This window comes from Leucobacter sp. UT-8R-CII-1-4, assembly GCF_030010235.1.
In the GTDB taxonomy this organism is placed as follows: Bacteria; Actinomycetota; Actinomycetes; order Actinomycetales; family Microbacteriaceae; genus Leucobacter.
In genome coordinates, this window is record NZ_JASCRS010000005.1 from 35,348 (window position 1) to 51,708 (window position 16,361).

Annotated in this window: 14 protein-coding genes and 1 tRNA gene; 13 read left to right on the top strand and 2 right to left on the bottom strand. The window is 58.2% G+C overall.

From position 1 onward, the window contains the following. The 3 genes from pyk to QBL02_RS11735 all read left to right on the top strand — a co-directional run bounded on the left by pyk (nucleotide 1) and on the right by QBL02_RS11735 (nucleotide 2,227). Entirely contained in the window at nucleotides 1–1,476 is a 1,476-nt protein-coding gene (gene pyk, locus QBL02_RS11725) for a pyruvate kinase (protein ID WP_282726611.1), read from the top strand. 30 nt (nucleotides 1,477–1,506) lie between these two features. Then, nucleotides 1,507–1,588: transfer RNA gene (locus tag QBL02_RS11730), tRNA-Leu, on the top strand. Between the two features lie 36 nt (nucleotides 1,589–1,624). Further along, nucleotides 1,625–2,227: a response regulator gene (locus QBL02_RS11735; RefSeq protein ID WP_282726612.1), complete on the top strand. Its 603-nt coding sequence runs from the start codon at nucleotides 1,625–1,627 to the stop codon at nucleotides 2,225–2,227. Nucleotides 2,228–2,363: 136 nt separating this feature from the next. Here QBL02_RS11735 and QBL02_RS11740 read toward each other — a convergent pair whose 3' ends face one another. Next, nucleotides 2,364–2,795, bottom strand: coding sequence for a hotdog fold thioesterase (locus QBL02_RS11740; protein ID WP_282726614.1), 432 nt, complete (start codon nucleotides 2,793–2,795; stop codon nucleotides 2,364–2,366). A 98-nt stretch (nucleotides 2,796–2,893) separates the two neighbouring features. On the opposite strand from QBL02_RS11740, the gene polA reads away from it, so the two are divergent. The 3 genes from polA to coaE all read left to right on the top strand — a co-directional run bounded on the left by polA (nucleotide 2,894) and on the right by coaE (nucleotide 7,859). Continuing rightward, nucleotides 2,894–5,518: a DNA polymerase I gene (gene polA, locus QBL02_RS11745; RefSeq protein WP_282726927.1), complete on the top strand. Its 2,625-nt coding sequence runs from the start codon at nucleotides 2,894–2,896 to the stop codon at nucleotides 5,516–5,518. 208 nt (nucleotides 5,519–5,726) lie between these two features. Then, entirely contained in the window at nucleotides 5,727–7,178 is a 1,452-nt protein-coding gene (gene rpsA / locus QBL02_RS11750) for a 30S ribosomal protein S1 (protein ID WP_282726616.1), read from the top strand. An 81-nt stretch (nucleotides 7,179–7,259) separates the two neighbouring features. Continuing rightward, complete coding sequence (coaE, locus tag QBL02_RS11755) at nucleotides 7,260–7,859, top strand: dephospho-CoA kinase (protein ID WP_282726618.1); 600 nt, start codon at nucleotides 7,260–7,262, stop codon at nucleotides 7,857–7,859. A 120-nt stretch (nucleotides 7,860–7,979) separates the two neighbouring features. On the opposite strand, the gene QBL02_RS11760 is transcribed toward coaE, so the two are convergent. Continuing rightward, the gene (locus tag QBL02_RS11760; protein WP_282726619.1) at nucleotides 7,980–8,591 is read right to left on the bottom strand and encodes a vitamin K epoxide reductase family protein; all 612 of its coding nucleotides are present in this window, start codon (nucleotides 8,589–8,591) and stop codon (nucleotides 7,980–7,982) included. A gap of 238 nt (nucleotides 8,592–8,829) precedes the next feature. Between QBL02_RS11760 and QBL02_RS11765 the strand changes: the two genes are divergently transcribed. The 7 genes from QBL02_RS11765 (at nucleotide 8,830) to QBL02_RS11795 (ending at nucleotide 16,353) form a co-directional block, all read left to right on the top strand. Next, nucleotides 8,830–11,529, top strand: coding sequence for an Rne/Rng family ribonuclease (locus QBL02_RS11765; RefSeq protein ID WP_282726621.1), 2,700 nt, complete (start codon nucleotides 8,830–8,832; stop codon nucleotides 11,527–11,529). A 170-nt stretch (nucleotides 11,530–11,699) separates the two neighbouring features. After that, a complete protein-coding gene (gene rplU, locus QBL02_RS11770; RefSeq protein WP_282726622.1) occupies nucleotides 11,700–12,008 on the top strand; it encodes a 50S ribosomal protein L21 in 309 nt (102 codons plus the stop codon). Between the two features lie 42 nt (nucleotides 12,009–12,050). Beyond that, entirely contained in the window at nucleotides 12,051–12,305 is a 255-nt protein-coding gene (gene rpmA / locus QBL02_RS11775; RefSeq protein ID WP_282726623.1) for a 50S ribosomal protein L27, read from the top strand. A gap of 121 nt (nucleotides 12,306–12,426) precedes the next feature. Beyond that, nucleotides 12,427–13,935, top strand: coding sequence for a GTPase ObgE (obgE, locus tag QBL02_RS11780; RefSeq protein WP_282726624.1), 1,509 nt, complete (start codon nucleotides 12,427–12,429; stop codon nucleotides 13,933–13,935). A 71-nt stretch (nucleotides 13,936–14,006) separates the two neighbouring features. Next, complete coding sequence (gene proB / locus QBL02_RS11785) at nucleotides 14,007–14,750, top strand: glutamate 5-kinase (protein WP_282726928.1); 744 nt, start codon at nucleotides 14,007–14,009, stop codon at nucleotides 14,748–14,750. A 44-nt stretch (nucleotides 14,751–14,794) separates the two neighbouring features. Then, nucleotides 14,795–16,045 carry a glutamate-5-semialdehyde dehydrogenase gene (locus tag QBL02_RS11790; RefSeq protein WP_282726625.1) on the top strand — a complete coding sequence of 417 codons (1,251 nt, stop codon included), beginning with the start codon at nucleotides 14,795–14,797 and terminating at the stop codon, nucleotides 16,043–16,045. Nucleotides 16,046–16,143: 98 nt separating this feature from the next. Continuing rightward, nucleotides 16,144–16,353 (top strand): hypothetical protein, encoded by a 210-nt coding sequence (locus QBL02_RS11795; protein WP_282726626.1) that lies wholly within the window; start codon nucleotides 16,144–16,146, stop codon nucleotides 16,351–16,353. The last annotated feature ends 8 nt before the right edge of the window (nucleotides 16,354–16,361 follow it).

Here is a 16,361-nt window from a genome sequence, read left to right on the forward strand (position 1 = left end):
ATGCGCCACGCCAAGATTGTCGCTACCTGGGGTCCAGCTGTTTCTAGCTACGACCACACTCTTGAGCTCATTCGTGCTGGAGTGAATGTTGCTCGCCTCAACATGTCGCACGGTACATACAACGTGCACGAGGGGATCTACCGCAACATTCGTCGGGCTGAGAATGAGGTGGGTCGTCCGATCGCAGTTCTCGCCGATTTGCAGGGGCCGAAGATTCGTCTTGGTGTGTTCGCTGACGGTCCGCATGAGCTTGAGGTCGGCGATGAGTTCGCGATTACCACTCGCGATATCAAGGGCGACCGCACAATCTGTGGCACGACCCATAAGGGTTTGCCTGGTGATGTGAAGCCGGGTGATCCACTGCTTATCGATGATGGCAAGGTTGGTCTTCGAGCGACCAAGGTCACCGAGGACACCGTGTATACGGTTGTCGAGATTCCTGGCTCTGTGTCGAACAATAAGGGCATCAACCTGCCCGGTGTTGCCGTAAACGTGCCCGCTCTGTCTGAAAAAGACGAGGAAGATTTGCGCTGGGCGTTGCAGCTCGGCGTTGATTACATCGCCCTCTCATTTGTGCGCGACGCGGCGGATATCACTCGGGTGCACGAGATCATGCAGGAAGAGGGCATCAAGCTGCCCGTCATTGCAAAGATCGAAAAGCCTCAGGCCGTGGAAAATCTTGAAAGCATTACCGACGCCTTCGACGGCATCATGGTCGCCCGAGGTGATCTTGGCGTAGAGCTGCCGCTTGAGCGTGTGCCACTCGTGCAGACAGAAGCAATTGCGATTGCGCGCCGGCTCGCGAAGCCTGTAATCGTGGCGACCCAGGTGCTGGAGTCGATGATCGAGAATCCGCGCCCGACACGCGCGGAAGCCAGCGACTGCGCAAATGCTGTACTCGATGGTGCAGATGCCGTCATGCTCTCTGGCGAGACGAGTGTCGGTGCGTTCCCAGTGCAGGCCGTGGAGACAATGGCTCGCATTATTGCGGCAACCGAGGATCACGCGCTCGATCGCATCGAATCGCTCGTGGTGAAGCCGCGAACACAGGGTGGCGCGCTTACGCTCGCAGCCTCTGAGGTGGCCGAGTTTATTGGGGCGAAGTTCATCTGTGTCTTCACCGAGTCTGGCGATACTGTGCGCCGATTCTCGCGTTTGCGCAAGCCAATTCCGATTATGGGCTTCACCCCTAGCCGGTCGATTCGTCGCCGCATGGAGCTCACCTGGGGCGCGCGCAGCATTGAAGTTCCTCGCGTGTTTAGCACCGACGAAATGTTCGAGCAAGTAGACGCCATGCTGCTCGATTCTGGCCGCATTGAGGTCGGTGAAAAGGTGCTGATTATCGCTGGATCACCTCCGGGAGTGATCGGTTCGACGAATACCCTGCGAATTCACCGTATGGGCGAGTCGACTGGATTATTGCCAGAAGCAGGCCCTCGGAAACACGCCATTGGGCGTGGCCACGTTCCGCTCTAGCCTGAAAGTGCAGTAGGCTAGTAGGTCTGAGCCGGATTGGCGGAATTGGCAGACGCGGCGCACTCAAAATGCGTTGCCTTCGGGCGTGGGGGTTCAAGTCCCCCATCCGGCACTCAAACTATCTGGGACGGGGAGTAGGGTACTCAACATGACCGAACAGAACACCGCACGACGCGTTGTCGTAGCTGAAGATGAATCTCTGATCCGTCTTGACATCGTTGAGACGCTTCGTGACAACGGATTCGATGTTGTAGGCGAAGCCGGCGACGGGGAAGAGGCAGTTCGCCTGGTTGAGGAACTGCGTCCAGACCTCGTTGTGATGGATGTCAAGATGCCAAAGCTTGACGGCATCTCGGCAGCTGAGCAGATCAATGGATCGGGCAATATTGCGCCGGTAGTGCTGCTCACCGCATTCAGCCAGCGTGAGCTGGTTGAGCGTGCGGCTGAGGCTGGCGCGCTCGCTTACGTGGTGAAGCCTTTCACTCCGGCTGATCTGATCCCTGCTATTGAGATTGCGCTCTCGCGCTTCCAGCAGTTGGTCACCCTCGAGAACGAGGTCACCGATCTGGCTGAGCGTTTCGAGACTCGTAAGCTCGTTGATCGCGCTAAGGGCATTTTGAACGACAAGATGGGTCTGAGCGAGCCTGAGGCATTCCGCTGGATCCAGAAGGCATCGATGGATCGCCGCCTCACTATGCAGGACGTTGCGAAGACCATCATCGATCAGCTCGGGCCAAAAAAGGCAGAGTAACTCGCTTTATACATTAAGGGCGGCTCATCCATTCGGATGGCCGCCCTTTTTGTTGAATCGCCCGTTCATTCTGCGTTCGTTCCGCGAACCGCAGAATTTCACCCGTCTCGGGCTGGGCGATCCAGCGTAATGCCAACTACTTCATTGGCTTGTAGAAGTTCGTGATTCGAACGGTTGAGCAGCGGCGGCCGTTCTCCGCGGTGATCACAATCTCGTGCACGGCGAGAGATTTGCCAACGTGCACCGGAATGCAGACGGCAGTAACTTCACCCTCGGTGGCTGAGCCGGTGTGTGTGGCGTTGATGTCGACGCCAACCGCAACCATGCCTTCTGGCGCAAGATAGTTCGAGTGGATCGAGCCAAGTGTTTCGCCGAGCACAACGTAGGCGCCGCCGTGTACGAGGCCGAATGGTTGGGTGTTCCCGGCGACTGGCATGGTCGCTGACATGCGTTCGCGGGTGCACTCAGTGATTTTGATGCCCATTCGCTCAGCAAGATCGCCTCGCCTACCTTCGTTCAGCTTCTCAACTGAGTAAAAAGCGTCTCGGTCTGCACTGTGCACTGGCATGTGATCCTCAAATCTGCTGAATGCGTGCGATTCTTCGTATCTCCCCGATGAATGTCGCACGTGGCTTGTAGGCTAGAAACGTGTCTCAGCCTACCCTCATGATCATCGACGGCCACTCGCTTGCCTTCCGAGCGTTCTACGCGCTTCCTGTCGACAGCTTCCAAACCCAGTCGGGTCAGCATACAAACGCCATCCACGGCTTTATCGCAATGCTGATCAACCTGCTCAGTAACGAAAAGCCAGATTCTTTGGCTGTTGCTTTTGACATTTCACGGCACTCTTTCCGAACTGAGGAGTACCCCGAATACAAGGGCACTCGCGGCGAGACCCCGGTCGAGTTCAAGGGCCAGGTGCCGCTACTGCAAGAGGCTCTGCACGCAATGGGCATTCAGACCATTGAAAAAGAGAACTACGAAGCAGACGACATTCTTGCAACACTTGCGACGCGCGGTGCCGAGGCTGGCTATCGCGTGCTTGTGGTGAGTGGAGACCGCGACACTATTCAGCTCGTTGACGAGAACATCACCCTGCTCTACCCCTCGAAGCAGGGTGTGAGTGAGTTGACTCGCTACGACCAGGAAAAGGTTTTTGAGCGCTACGGTATTCGCCCTGAGCAATATCCAGAAATCGCGGCGCTTGTCGGTGAAACCAGTGACAACCTGCCAGGTATTCCTCGTGTCGGCGAAAAGACAGCGGTGAAGTGGATCAACCAATTCGGTTCGCTCGAAGAATTGCTCGCACGTCAAGACGAGGTGACCGGCAAAGTTGGCGAGAGCTTGCGTGAGAACGCACACCTTGCCGAGCGAAATCGCCGCCTGAACCGATTGGTTCGTGACGTTGAACTTGAGCTCACTCTTGACGACCTCGTGCGAGGTGACATCGATCTTGAAGCGGTGCGCGAGGTGTTCAGCAAGCTTGAGTTCCGCACTCTACTGCAGCGTGTGGGCAAACTTGCCGGTGTCGATAATGTTGCTGTTCCTGAAGCTGCTGCGAGCACTTCGCTTGCGCCCGCAAAGCCCGAAGCTAAAAACCTGATCGACGAAGAACTGGGGGACTGGCTTGCCAAAGCCGATCGCCCAGCGCTTGTGATCGCCGAGAATCTTGGAGGGTTTGAGGTAGGGCTCGCTACCCCCGAGTCCTCGGTTGTGCTCACCTGGAAGCCAGGTGGCCGCGACTACGCACAGTTTGAAGCTTGGCTGGCTTCTGACGCGCCGAAGGTGTGCTGGGATGCGAAAGCGCAGATGAAACTTGCTGCAAAAGCGGGGAGCAGCCTGGCTGGCGTCACGGGTGACACCGCCCTCGCCTCTTGGCTGCTGCGTCCAATCAGCGCTGAGAAGACTCTTGCAGATGCAGTATTCCGTTTTCTCGGTGAGCAAATGCCCGAGGGTGATCCGAATCAGCTCATTCCCGAGGAAGGCTCGATTGCCGGCCCAGAGGTTCAGGCCTGGTACTTGGTGCGCGCCAACGCAGAGGCAGAGCGTCGCTTCGAAGGGCGTACTGCCGCGGTCTACAGCGAAATTGAGTTGCCGCTAACGCCCGTACTGAATGCCCTTGAAGTGCGCGGAGTGCAGATCGATCTCCCGCTGCTGCAAGCCCATGAGGCCGAACTGCGCGATCGGGTTGCGAATTTCGAGCAGCAGGCCTTCGCAGCGATCGGCCATGAGGTGAACCTTTCTTCGCCAAAGCAGCTGCAAGAAGTGCTTTTCGAAGAGCTCGATATGCCTAAAACTCGCAAGACGAAGAGCGGTTACACCACCGATGCTGCCGCTCTTGCGGAGCTGCAAGTGAAGAACCCCCACCCGTTCCTCGATGCGCTGCTTGCGCACCGTGATGCGAATAAGCTGCGCCAGATCGTTGAGACACTCATGAAGGCGGTACAGCCAGACGGGCGAATTCACACGACTCTGCTGCAAATGGGGGCGAGTACCGGGCGTCTTGCCTCAACTGATCCGAACCTGCAGAACATTCCGGTTCGTACCGAAGAGGGCCGCCGCATTCGCGAGGCGTTCATTCACTCGCACGAGTACGAGACACTGATGACCGCCGACTACTCGCAGATCGAAATGCGAATCATGGCTCACCTTTCGGGTGATCCCGGACTGATCGAAGCGTTTAATGCGGGCGAAGATCTGCACCGTTTTGTTGGCTCGCGAATCTTTGGTGTTGAACCCGCTGAGGTCACCAACGAGATGCGTTCCAAGGTGAAAGCGATGTCTTACGGTCTGGCCTATGGCCTCTCGCCGTTTGGGCTTGCAAAGCAGTTGAACATTTCTGCGGCAGAGGCCAAACAGCTGATGGTTGACTACTTCGAGCGTTTCGGTGGTGTGCGTGACTACCTGCGTTCGGTGGTCGAGCAAGCTAAACAAGACAAGTTTACCGAGACCATTTTTGGTCGTCGTCGGCCGTTCCCGGATCTGGCGAGCCCAAACCGCGTGCTGCGCGAAAACGCTGAGCGCGCGGCATTGAACGCCCCTATCCAGGGCACAGCAGCAGACATCATTAAGATCGCCATGGTTGGTGTCGAGCGGCGTATTGCCGAGGCTGAGCTGAAATCGCGCATGCTGCTTCAGATTCACGATGAGCTCATGTTTGAGGTTGCCGAGGGCGAATGGGACGCGCTCGAGGTCATCGTGCGTGAAGAAATGGGCGGCGCTACAGAACTTGCCGTTCCGCTCGAAGTGCAGGTGGGTCGCGGCGCCAACTGGAACGCCGCAGCGCACTAGCGCAAAGTGGTGGCCCGGCTCGCGGTTGTGGCCACCACATCGCAACTCAGCACACGCCTGGAAATTCGCGAGAAAACGCGGTAGGGTTGAGTGTCACACTTGTGATGATTTACCCATGTCCACGCGGGGCATGCGCTCGGAGAATCCCGAAAGGTTTTCTTCAGTGTGAATTCCGCCTGATTTTTTATCCATCCTGGAGACCATTTACATGACGAACGCAACGACCGAAAAGGCAAGCAAGCAGGTCGCAATCAACGACATCGGCTCAGCCGAGGACTTTCTTGCAGCGGTCGAGAAGACCCTGAAGTTCTTCAACGACGGCGACCTCATCGAGGGCACCGTAGTGAAGATCGACCGCGACGAGGTTCTCCTCGACGTTGGTTACAAGACCGAGGGTGTTATCCCCTCGCGTGAACTTTCCATCAAGCATGACGTTGACCCCGACGAGGTTGTCAAGGTCGGCGACAGCGTTGAAGCTCTCGTGCTGCAGAAGGAAGACAAAGAGGGTCGTCTGATCCTCTCGAAGAAGCGTGCTCAGTACGAGCGTGCTTGGGGCGACGTTGAGCGCATCAAGGAGGTCGACGGCGTCGTTGAGGGCACCGTCATCGAGGTCGTCAAGGGTGGTCTCATCGTTGACATCGGTCTGCGTGGCTTCCTTCCTGCATCGCTCATCGAGCTTCGTCGTGTTCGCGATCTCACCCCTTACCTGGGTCAGAAGATCGAAGCCAAGATCCTCGAGCTCGACAAGAACCGCAACAACGTGGTGCTCTCGCGCCGCGCGCTGCTCGAAGAGACCCAGTCGGCAAGCCGTTCGTCGTTCCTCGCCGAGCTCAAGCCAGGCCAGGTTCGCAAGGGTGTCATCTCGTCGATCGTTAACTTCGGTGCGTTCGTTGACCTCGGTGGCGTTGACGGCCTCGTGCACGTCAGCGAGCTCTCGTGGAAGCACATCGAGCACGCAAGCGACGTTGTTGAGGTTGGCCAGGAAGTAACCGTTGAGGTTCTCTCGGTTGAGCTTGACCGTGAGCGCGTTTCGCTCTCGCTGAAGGCTACCCAGGAAGATCCTTGGCAGCTCTTCGCTCGCACCCACGCAATCGGCCAGATCGCACCAGGTGCGGTCACCAAGCTGGTTCCTTTCGGTGCGTTCGTTCGCGTTGCAGACGGCATCGAGGGCCTCGTGCACATCTCGGAGCTGTCGGGTCAGCACGTTGAGCTCGCTGAGCAGGTTGTTAAGGCCGGCCAGGAAGTCTTCGTCAAGATCATCGACATCGACCTCGAGCGTCGCCGCATCTCGCTCAGCCTCAAGCAGGCTAACGAGGGTGTAGACCCAGAGGGCACCGAGTTCGATCCAGCACTCTACGGTATGACCGCTGAGTACGACGAGAACGGCGAATACAAGTACCCAGAGGGCTTCGATCCTGAGACTCAGGAATGGAAGGAAGGCTTCGAGACCCAGCGCGAGCAGTGGGAGCAGGAATACGCTGCAGCCCAGGCTCGTTGGGAGTCGCACAAGAAGCAGGTCGGCGAGGCACTCGTTGCTCAGGCCGAGGCACCAGTCGAAGAGGCTGGCGCATCGACCTTCTCGAGCGACTCAGCTTCGGCTGGCACCCTTGCTGACGACGAGGCTCTTGCAGCTCTCAAGCAGCAGCTCGAAGGCAACTAAGCCTTAGAACGCTCACGAAAGCCCGGTTCCCCTGTGGAGCCGGGCTTTCTGCATGTGTGGGCAATCTGCTTTGATAGAAGCATGAAACTTGTGGCCCTCAGCGGGGGTATCGCCTCCGGCAAATCTACTGTCGCCCGCCGACTCGCCGAGCTTGGCGCCGTGCACGTCGACGCCGATCAGTTAGCCCGCGAAGCTGTCGCGCCAGGCAGTGACGGCTTGCAGCAGATCGCCGCACGATTCGGTGAGGGAGTGATTACGGACGAGGGGGCGCTGGATCGCCCAGCCCTCGGTCAATTGGTCTTTGAAAACGCTGAGGCTCTCAATGCTCTAAACGGAATCGTGCACCCGGAGGTACGAAAGCTAGCTCAGGCACGGCTCGATGCCGCTGAGGCGGCGGATCCGAAGGCGATCGTGATCTACGATGTGCCGCTGCTCGTTGAAGCGGGGGTGCAGATGCCGTGGGATCTTGTAGTAATCACCGAGGCGCCGGCAGATGTCCGGATAAAACGAATGGTTGAACTGCGTGGAATGAGCGCCGAAGATGCTCAGCGGCGGATCGCGAACCAAGCCAGCGACGCGGAGCGCCGGGCGATCGCTGATGTGGTCATCGACACCAGGGGAGACGAAGCCTTCACAATCGCCCAAGCGGATAAACTCTGGGCTTCGTTACAGCGCGAATAGTGCACCATCTTTCGCGAAAGCAATGAGTCGCAGCGCGACCAATGAGCGACGTACAAAACAAAAGAGCGGTTACGCCCCGGCAGTTCGGGGAGTAACCGCTCTTGCGATCCAACGTAAAAACTACATGCGGCGGAACTCGCCAAGCCAGTCAAGCTGAATCTGCGCGACCAGCGCGATCAGCAGATAGCAGCCAAGAATCAGCACCCAGCTCCAGCTGTAGAGCCCGGCGAAGAACTTCTGCACGCCCGGGCTGTGTGGGATATCGCCAACCGCGTGGGGTCTTGTGCCACTGACCCAGAAGAGTGGGATCATCACACTCCAAACCACCATGCACCACGGGCAGAGCGTGCCGAGCGAGAAGACGCTCTGGTAGGCGAGCCAGAAGATGAAGCCGAAGCCAAGCAGCAAGCCGCCCTGATATACCCACCAGAACCAGGAAGCGAACTTTGCTCCTGCGAGCAGTGCTACACCGACCGCAATTGGAGCGGCGAACGCGGCGACACCGATGATGGTGTTGCTGAAGCCGAGTACCGAGCCCTGCCAGCTGTCCATGTTCGGGCCACATGTCACCAAAATACTGACCGCGCAGTTCGGCACATAGTCAGGGTTCTTGAGGGTTTTTACGTATTCGGTGAGCAGTTCGAACGAGGCGAACCAGCCGATCGCCCCCGCAATGATGTTGAAAATCGCGAAACCAAAATTGCGGGTGCGAGTGATTGGGGCAGTTGACATAGTGTCATGTTATTGCGCGTGGCTGCGAATTCTCTGCCGAGGCGTGACATAATGGGTTCGTTGCCTCGCGTCTACGTGATGCCCGGCACGACAGTCTTTCAGTCACGCAGGTTGTGACTTCCGGTCAGGAAGTGGCCGGGTGTGAGGCAACCGCCTTGCGCAATACAGAGTTCGCGGTGGAAAACCGCACAATAAGAGTTCGCCGAGCGAATCGCACGGCTAGAGGAGTGCACCAGCAATGGTGAATGAACCCAACCTAGAAACAACTTCAAATACCCAAGAATCAGCGGAACAGCCGGAAACGAGTGCATTGGCACAGCCGGAGCAAGTCACGCTGAGCGAGGGGACCCCGGTATCAACCGAGGTGAGCGAAGCCGACGCAACGGAAGCTGCAGCATCAGAAACGCTGGATCAGCCAGCCGCGGAGAGCGCTGAAGCCCCCGAAGCAACTGTTGCGCCGGCCGATGGTGGAGCTGCCGAAGCAAATAACGCAGAGCCGGTGAGCGCAGAAGCTGCCGATGTAACGGACGCGCAGCCCGCTGTCGATGAAGCTAAGCCTGAGCTGCCACAGCTGATTCTTCCGCTCGCGGATATGACCCCAGAAGAGCGTTTTCGGGCTACCGCGCGCTTGATCTTCCTCGCGCCTGACGTGCCTCCTGTGCAGCCCCGTCAGCGCCGCAGTGAACTGCGTCAGCTCGATGACATGCTTGATCGTCAGTTCTCTCGCTCGCGCGATTCGCGTGATTCTCGTGACTCCCGAGATTCGCGTGACGGTGGGCGCGACAGCGGTCGCGATGCTTTTGACGGCCGTGATGACGACGATGATCGTGAAAACGGCCAGACTCGCCGTCGCAATCGTCGTCGCGGCGGCTCTGAGCAGCAGCACGAAGAAGAAGCACCGCGTCGGGAGCAGAAGTCTGCTCCGCAGATCACCGAACCGCAGCGGGTCAAAGGTTCGACCCGTCTTGAAGCGAAGAAGCAGCGTCGCCGTGATGGCCGCGATACCGGCCGTCGTCGCCGTCTGGTGATCACCGAGAGCGAGTTTCTGGCACGCCGCGAGTCGGTAGACCGCGAAATGATCGTGCGCACAGCGGCTGATCGCATTCAGATTGGTGTTCTGGAGGACAAGGTGCTCGTGGAGCACTACGTTGCTCGCTCAAGTGAAAGCTCATTGATCGGCAACGTCTACCTTGGACGAGTGCAGAACGTGCTGCCTAGCATGGAGGCCGCATTCGTTGACATCGGCCGCGGTCGCAACGCAGTACTTTACTCGGGCGAGGTCGACTGGAGCGAATTCGAGGGGGCGTCTTCAGCGCGCAAGATCGAGAATGTGCTGAAGCCTGGCGACGCTGTGCTGGTTCAGGTCACAAAAGATCCGGTGGGTCACAAGGGAGCGCGCCTGACTAGTCAGATCTCGCTGCCTGGTCGCTTCCTGGTGTACGTTCCCGGCGGCGCGATGAACGGTATCTCGCGAAAGCTTCCAGATACCGAACGTGCTCGCCTGAAGAAGATCCTGAAAGAGGTGCTGCCAAGCGGCGCCGGTGTGATCGTGCGTACCGCAGCTGAGGGTGCCACTGAGGATCAGGTAACTGGCGATGTGCAGCGTCTTACCCGTCAGTGGGATTCGATTCAGCAGCGTGTGGCGAAGGGTGGCGGGCCGCTCCTGCTGCACTCGGAGCCCGACATGCTGATCAAAATCATTCGTGATGTCTTTAATGAAGACTTCCACAAGCTGATCATTCAGGGCGACGAAACCTATCGTGTAATCGAGGACTACCTGGCACAGGTCGCTCCCGAACTGCTTGAGCGGGTTGAACACCACGAGAGCCAGCGCGATATCTTCGATGAGTTCCGCATTAGTGAGCAGATCGTCAAGGCGCTGGATCGCAAGGTTTGGCTGCCTTCGGGTGGCTCGCTTGTGATCGACCGCACCGAGGCTATGACGGTGGTCGACGTGAACACCGGCAAGTTTGTTGGCTCTGGCGGCAACCTTGAGGAAACAGTCACGAAGAACAACCTAGAGGCAGCTGAAGAGATCGTTCGTCAGCTACGCCTGCGGGACATCGGCGGCATCATTGTGATTGACTTCATCGACATGGTGCTTGAGTCAAACCGTGATCTTGTGTTGCGACGCTTGGTTGAGTGCCTGAGCCGTGACCGCACGAAGCACCAAGTTGCAGAGGTCACCTCACTTGGACTCGTTCAGATGACCCGTAAGAAGCTTGGTCTTGGCCTGTTGGAATCGTTCAGCGAACCTTGTGACATTTGCGCTGGGCGCGGCATCATTGTGCATCATGAGCCAGTGAACAAGCATCGCGGTGAGGCTCCTGCCCGCAATAACAAGCGCAAGAATTCTTCGCAACAGCAGCAGGCTCAAGCTTCGCAGACCCACGCGATCACCGATGAGTCACGCAATGCCATGGCGAAGATTGCCGCATCAACCATCCCTGGTGCGACTGACCAGCCAGAGCTCGAAGAAGAAGTTCGGGCTGTAGAGTCTCGGCAGGGCGGCACAAAGAACTCTCGCAACTCACGATCGCAGCGTGGGCAGCGCTCTGACCGTAACGATCGTGCTGATCGTAGCAACCGGGCTGAACAAAACGAGCGTGCCGATCGCAATGATCGCCAGAATCGTGATGAGAAGCCAAGTCGCGACGATTCGCAGCCACGAAACGAGCAAGACTCTCGTTCAGGCCGCGAAAGTCGCCCGGTAAGAGAAGAACGTCCGGTTTCGTTGCCGCCAGTACAGGCAGCTGCTAAGCCGGTTGAAAAGCTGAGCAAGGAAGACTTGCTTGGTTCGGTGCTTGATGCGCTCCCGCCTGCTCCAGAAGCAGGTACGCGTCGCCGCACCAGCCGTCGGGTAAGCACTGCGGCCATCCTCGCAGAAAATGGGGATATCGTAGGATTTGACCCGAAAGCGCAGCCGTCAGGGGAGTGACGACACGGCGCGCCGTCATTTGACCGGTTTGGTCGGATACGGTAAAGTTGACCGTTGGTGCCACTCGTTTTCGGGTGGTAATGCGCGCAGCGGTAGTCAGTGCGCTCATCGGTTTTGGCGGGATTGCCCGCTAGCAGCATCAGAACGTTTCATAGGAAAAAGGTAGACAAGTGGTTTTCGCAGTAGTGCGCACAAGCGGTCGTCAGGAGAAGGTCGAGGTTGGCTCGATCATCACCGTGAACCGTGTCTCAGGTGACGACAAGGGCAAGCTTGAACTTCCGGCTGTGCTGCTCGTCGATGGCGACAAGGTGACCACCGACCCCGCAAAGCTGGCAAAGGTGAAGGTTACCGCTGAGGTTCTCAACGATCTCCGTGGTCCAAAGATCATCATCCAGAAGTACAAGAACAAGACCGGTTACAAGAAGCGCCAGGGCCACCGTCAGGACCTGACCCGCATCAAGGTCACTGGCATCAAGTAACCCAAACGTTTCGTACGTTTTAGATTTTAAGGAGATAGCCAAATGGCATCCAAGAAGGGCGTCGGCTCGAGCAAGAACGGCCGCGATTCGAACGCACAGCGCCTTGGCGTAAAGCGCTTCGGTGGCCAGCAGGTCAACGCAGGTGAAATCATCGTCCGCCAGCGCGGCACCCGCTTCCACCCCGGCGTTAACGTCGGTCGTGGCAGCGATGACACGCTGTTTGCTCTTGCAGCAGGCTCGGTAGAGTTCGGTGCGAAGGGCGGCCGAAAGGTCGTCAACATCGTCGCCGCAGCGTAACCAGTTGCATACGGCGAGGCGGGCTTCGGCTCGCCTTTTGCCGTTTTAGGGCGGTTGCGCGGAGTTGACTGACTCCGCGAACCAGCCCCAAGTGGTACAACGTTTTGAGAGGATACGCAGCATGGTAACGTTCGTCGATCAAGTGCAGGTGCACCTGCAGGCAGGCCGCGGCGGAAACGGCTGTGTGTCGGTTCGTCGCGAGAAGTTCAAGCCGCTCGCTGGCCCAGATGGTGGTGCCGGCGGACACGGTGGTGACATCGTTATCTACGCTGACCCTCAGGTCACAACCCTGCTTGAGTATCACCGCAGGCCACACCGTACCGCTGAGAACGGCGGCTACGGCGCGGGTGGTTACCGCGCGGGAACACAGGGTGCGGAAATGGTGCTCTCCGTGCCAGTCGGCACCGTCGTAAAAGACGAAAAGGGTGAGACCCTGATCGATCTGACCGAGCCTGGCACGCGTTTTCTCGCGGCCAAGGGCGGCATTGGCGGCCTCGGCAACAATGCGCTCGCCAGCCCGAAACGCATCGCTCCGGGCTTCGCGCTGCTCGGCACTGAAGGATGGGGTGGCACGCTCACTCTTGAGCTCAAGACCATCGCTGACGTTGCTCTTGTCGGCTTCCCCTCAGCGGGAAAATCTAGCCTGATCGCAGCGCTCAGCGCTGCCCGGCCAAAGATCGCTGACTATCCATTCACCACGTTGCACCCCAACCTAGGTGTTGTTGAGGTGGGCGATCATCGCTACACCATCGCCGATGTGCCGGGTCTCATCGAAGGCGCGAGCGAGGGCAAGGGACTCGGACTCGACTTCCTTCGTCACGTAGAGCGCTGTAGCGCACTTCTGCACGTGCTCGATTGCGCGACTCTCGAGCCGGGCCGCGATCCGCTCTCTGACCTTGAGATTATTCGGCGAGAACTTGCGGCCTACCCGGTTCCCGAGGGACAGATCCCACTACTTGACCGGCCACAGCTCATTGCGCTGAACAAGATCGATGTGCCCGACGCGCGCGAGCTTGCTGATTTCGTGCGTCCAGAACTCGAAGCCATGGGATACCGCGTCTTTGAGATATCTGCTTCGTCGCACGAGGGTCTTCGTCAGCTCAGTTTCGCGCTCGGTGATCTAGTTGATACCGCCCGTGCCGAAGCTCTCGAAGCTGCCGCCGCCGAAGCACCACGTATTGTGCTGCGCCCGAAGGCCGTGAACGACAATGGTTACCGTGTGGTCACCGAGGGTGGCACCTACGGCACGATCTACCGTATTCTCGGCGAAAAGCCGGAGCGCTGGGTCGCCCAGACCGACTTTACGAACGACGAGGCCGTTGGCTATCTTGCCGATCGCCTACAAAAGATCGGCATTGACGACGCACTCGTGAAGGCCGGCGCGATTGCCGGTTCGACTGTCGTGATTGGCCCTGGCTCTGGTGTGATCTTTGACTGGGAGCCAACCCTCACCTCTGCCGCAGAAGTTCAGGTTGGTAACCGTGGTACTGATCCTCGTATCGATTCTTCTGATCGACGCACGAATAAAGACCGTCGTAAGCAGTATCACGAGATGATGGATGCCAAGGCCGAAGCACGTGCCGAACTAGAAGAAGAGCGTAAAGCTGGATTGTGGAGCGAAGAGAAGTGAGCGGAATAGACAGCCGATCTGAACAAGATTCGAGCGAAGTTCAGCAGCCCCCGCGCTTCGCTGGATCACGCATCGTAGTGAAGGTCGGCTCGTCATCGGTGAGCGGTGACAACGCCGCGCAGATCCCGCGTCTCGTGGATTCTCTTGCGAGATTGCACCAGGCTGGCTGCCAGGTCATTCTTGTGTCGAGTGGTGCCATTTCTACCGGTGTTCCGTTTTTGAAGCTCGAGGTTCGCCCAGATGACCTGGCCACTCAGCAGGCCGCTGCCGCTGTTGGTCAAAACATTCTGGTGAACCGGTACCAGCGTGCGCTCAGCGGTCACGAAATCATCGCTGGTCAGGTGTTGCTGACTGCTGGCGACATGGAGAACGACACTCACCGCGATAACGCAAAGCAGGCAGTTGAACGTCTGCTTGAGCTCGGCATTTTGCCGATCATCAACGAGAACGACACCGTGGCAACCCACGAGATTCGTTTTGGTGACAATGATCGTCTCGCCGCGCTGGTCGCCCGTCTGGTGCACGCTGATCAACTTATTCTGCTCTCGGACGTAGATGCGCTCTACACGGCCCCTCCGGGAACGCCCGGCGCTGAGCGAATCGCGCACGTCGCTTACGGTGACGCGCTTGCCGGTGTTGAGATTGGCGAGTCGCAGTCTGGCTGGGGAACTGGTGGTGCGTCGACGAAGGTGCAAGCCGCTCGGCTAGCGGCCGATGCCGGCACCAGAGTGCTGCTCACCGAAACTCGGCTGTTCTCGGCTGTGCTTGATGGTGCCGAACACGGCACCGATTTCGCGGCTGCCGAACGCAGCTAGTCGCTTCGAGATTCGTGCACTGCTTTACCCCTAGACTTGGGTTCATGAGCAGTGACGCATTTCTCGACAAACTCTCGCGAGCACGTTCGGCTTCGCGCAGCCTTGCAACCGCAACGACCGCGCAAAAGAATGTAGCCCTCGCAGCTATTGCCGACGCAATTGAGGGTGCCATCCCGCAGATCGTGGCAGCTAACGAGCTTGATCTCGCCCGAGGTCGCGAACAACAAATCGGTGACGGGCTGCTGGACCGCCTGCTGCTTGACGAGGCACGCTTGATCGGGCTCGCAAACTCGGTTCGCGACGTCATGGGGATCCCTGATCCTGTTGGAGAAATTGTGCGTGGCAGCACGCTAGCTAACGGTGTGCAACTGACGCAGGTTCGTGTTCCGTTTGGCGTGGTCGGTGCGATTTACGAAGCGCGCCCGAATGTGACAGTAGATATCGCTGCCCTCGCACTGAAAAGTGGCAACGGTGCTGTGCTTCGTGGTGGATCAGCGGCAGAGAATTCCAATCGTGTCCTGGTCGAGCTGATCCAGCGCGCTATTAGCAGCACCGACCTGAACGGTGATGTGGTGCAGACCATCGATGAATTTGGTCGAGAGGGCGCTGCTCGCCTCATGCGTGCGCGCGGTTACATCGATGTGCTGATCCCACGTGGCTCGGCCGGACTGATCTCGACGGTAGTGCAAGAATCAACCGTGCCAGTTATTGAGACCGGCTCAGGACTTGTGCACGTCTACGTTGATGCGAGTGCTGATGATCAAAAAGCGCTTGAGATTGTCAAGAACTCGAAGACGCATCGGCCAAGTGTCTGCAATGCGGCCGAGACACTGCTTGTGCACCGCGATGCAGCAGACCGACTGCTGCCAAAGCTTGCCACCGTGCTGCTTGACGAAAACGTTTCGCTGTATGGCGACGACAAATCGCGTGCTCTCGCCTCAGGGCTTTCTGAAGCGAACGAAGAGGTATGGTCGACCGAGCACCACGCACTCGAAATGGGTGTAAAGATTGTCGAGTCGCTCGACGAAGCACTCGAGCACATTGAACGCTACTCAACCAGGCACACCGAGTCGATCGTCACGGAGAACTATGAAAACGCGCAGCGTTTCTTGGCCGAGGTTGATTCGGCAGTGGTCATGGTGAACGCATCGACTCGCTTTACCGATGGTGGCGAGTTCGGTTTCGGCGCAGAAGTGGGTATTTCGACCCAGAAACTGCACGCACGAGGCCCTATGGGACTCCCAGAGCTCACCAGCACGAAGTGGCTCGTGCGCGGAAGCGGCCAAATTCGTTAATGGCACACCCGTGGCTCACCGTGGGGCGAGTCATGGTCACCAATCAAACCCGCTACACTAGTGGGTATTCAACAATCGTTCTCATTGCAGGGGTATTGATGTCAACTATCGCCACGATCGCTGTTGCTGCTGAAGCAGGACACCAACTCAACGAGCTCTGGATGCCAGCTCCGTTGTTCGGTGTCGTTATGTTCGTGCTGTTCACCGCGCTCGCTATTGTGACCTTTAGCTTCCGTGACGTAGCTAATAGGCACGCAGAGAAGGCCGAGGCTTACGCTCGTGAGCACGGCGCCCAGCAGCACCACTGAGGCGCCAG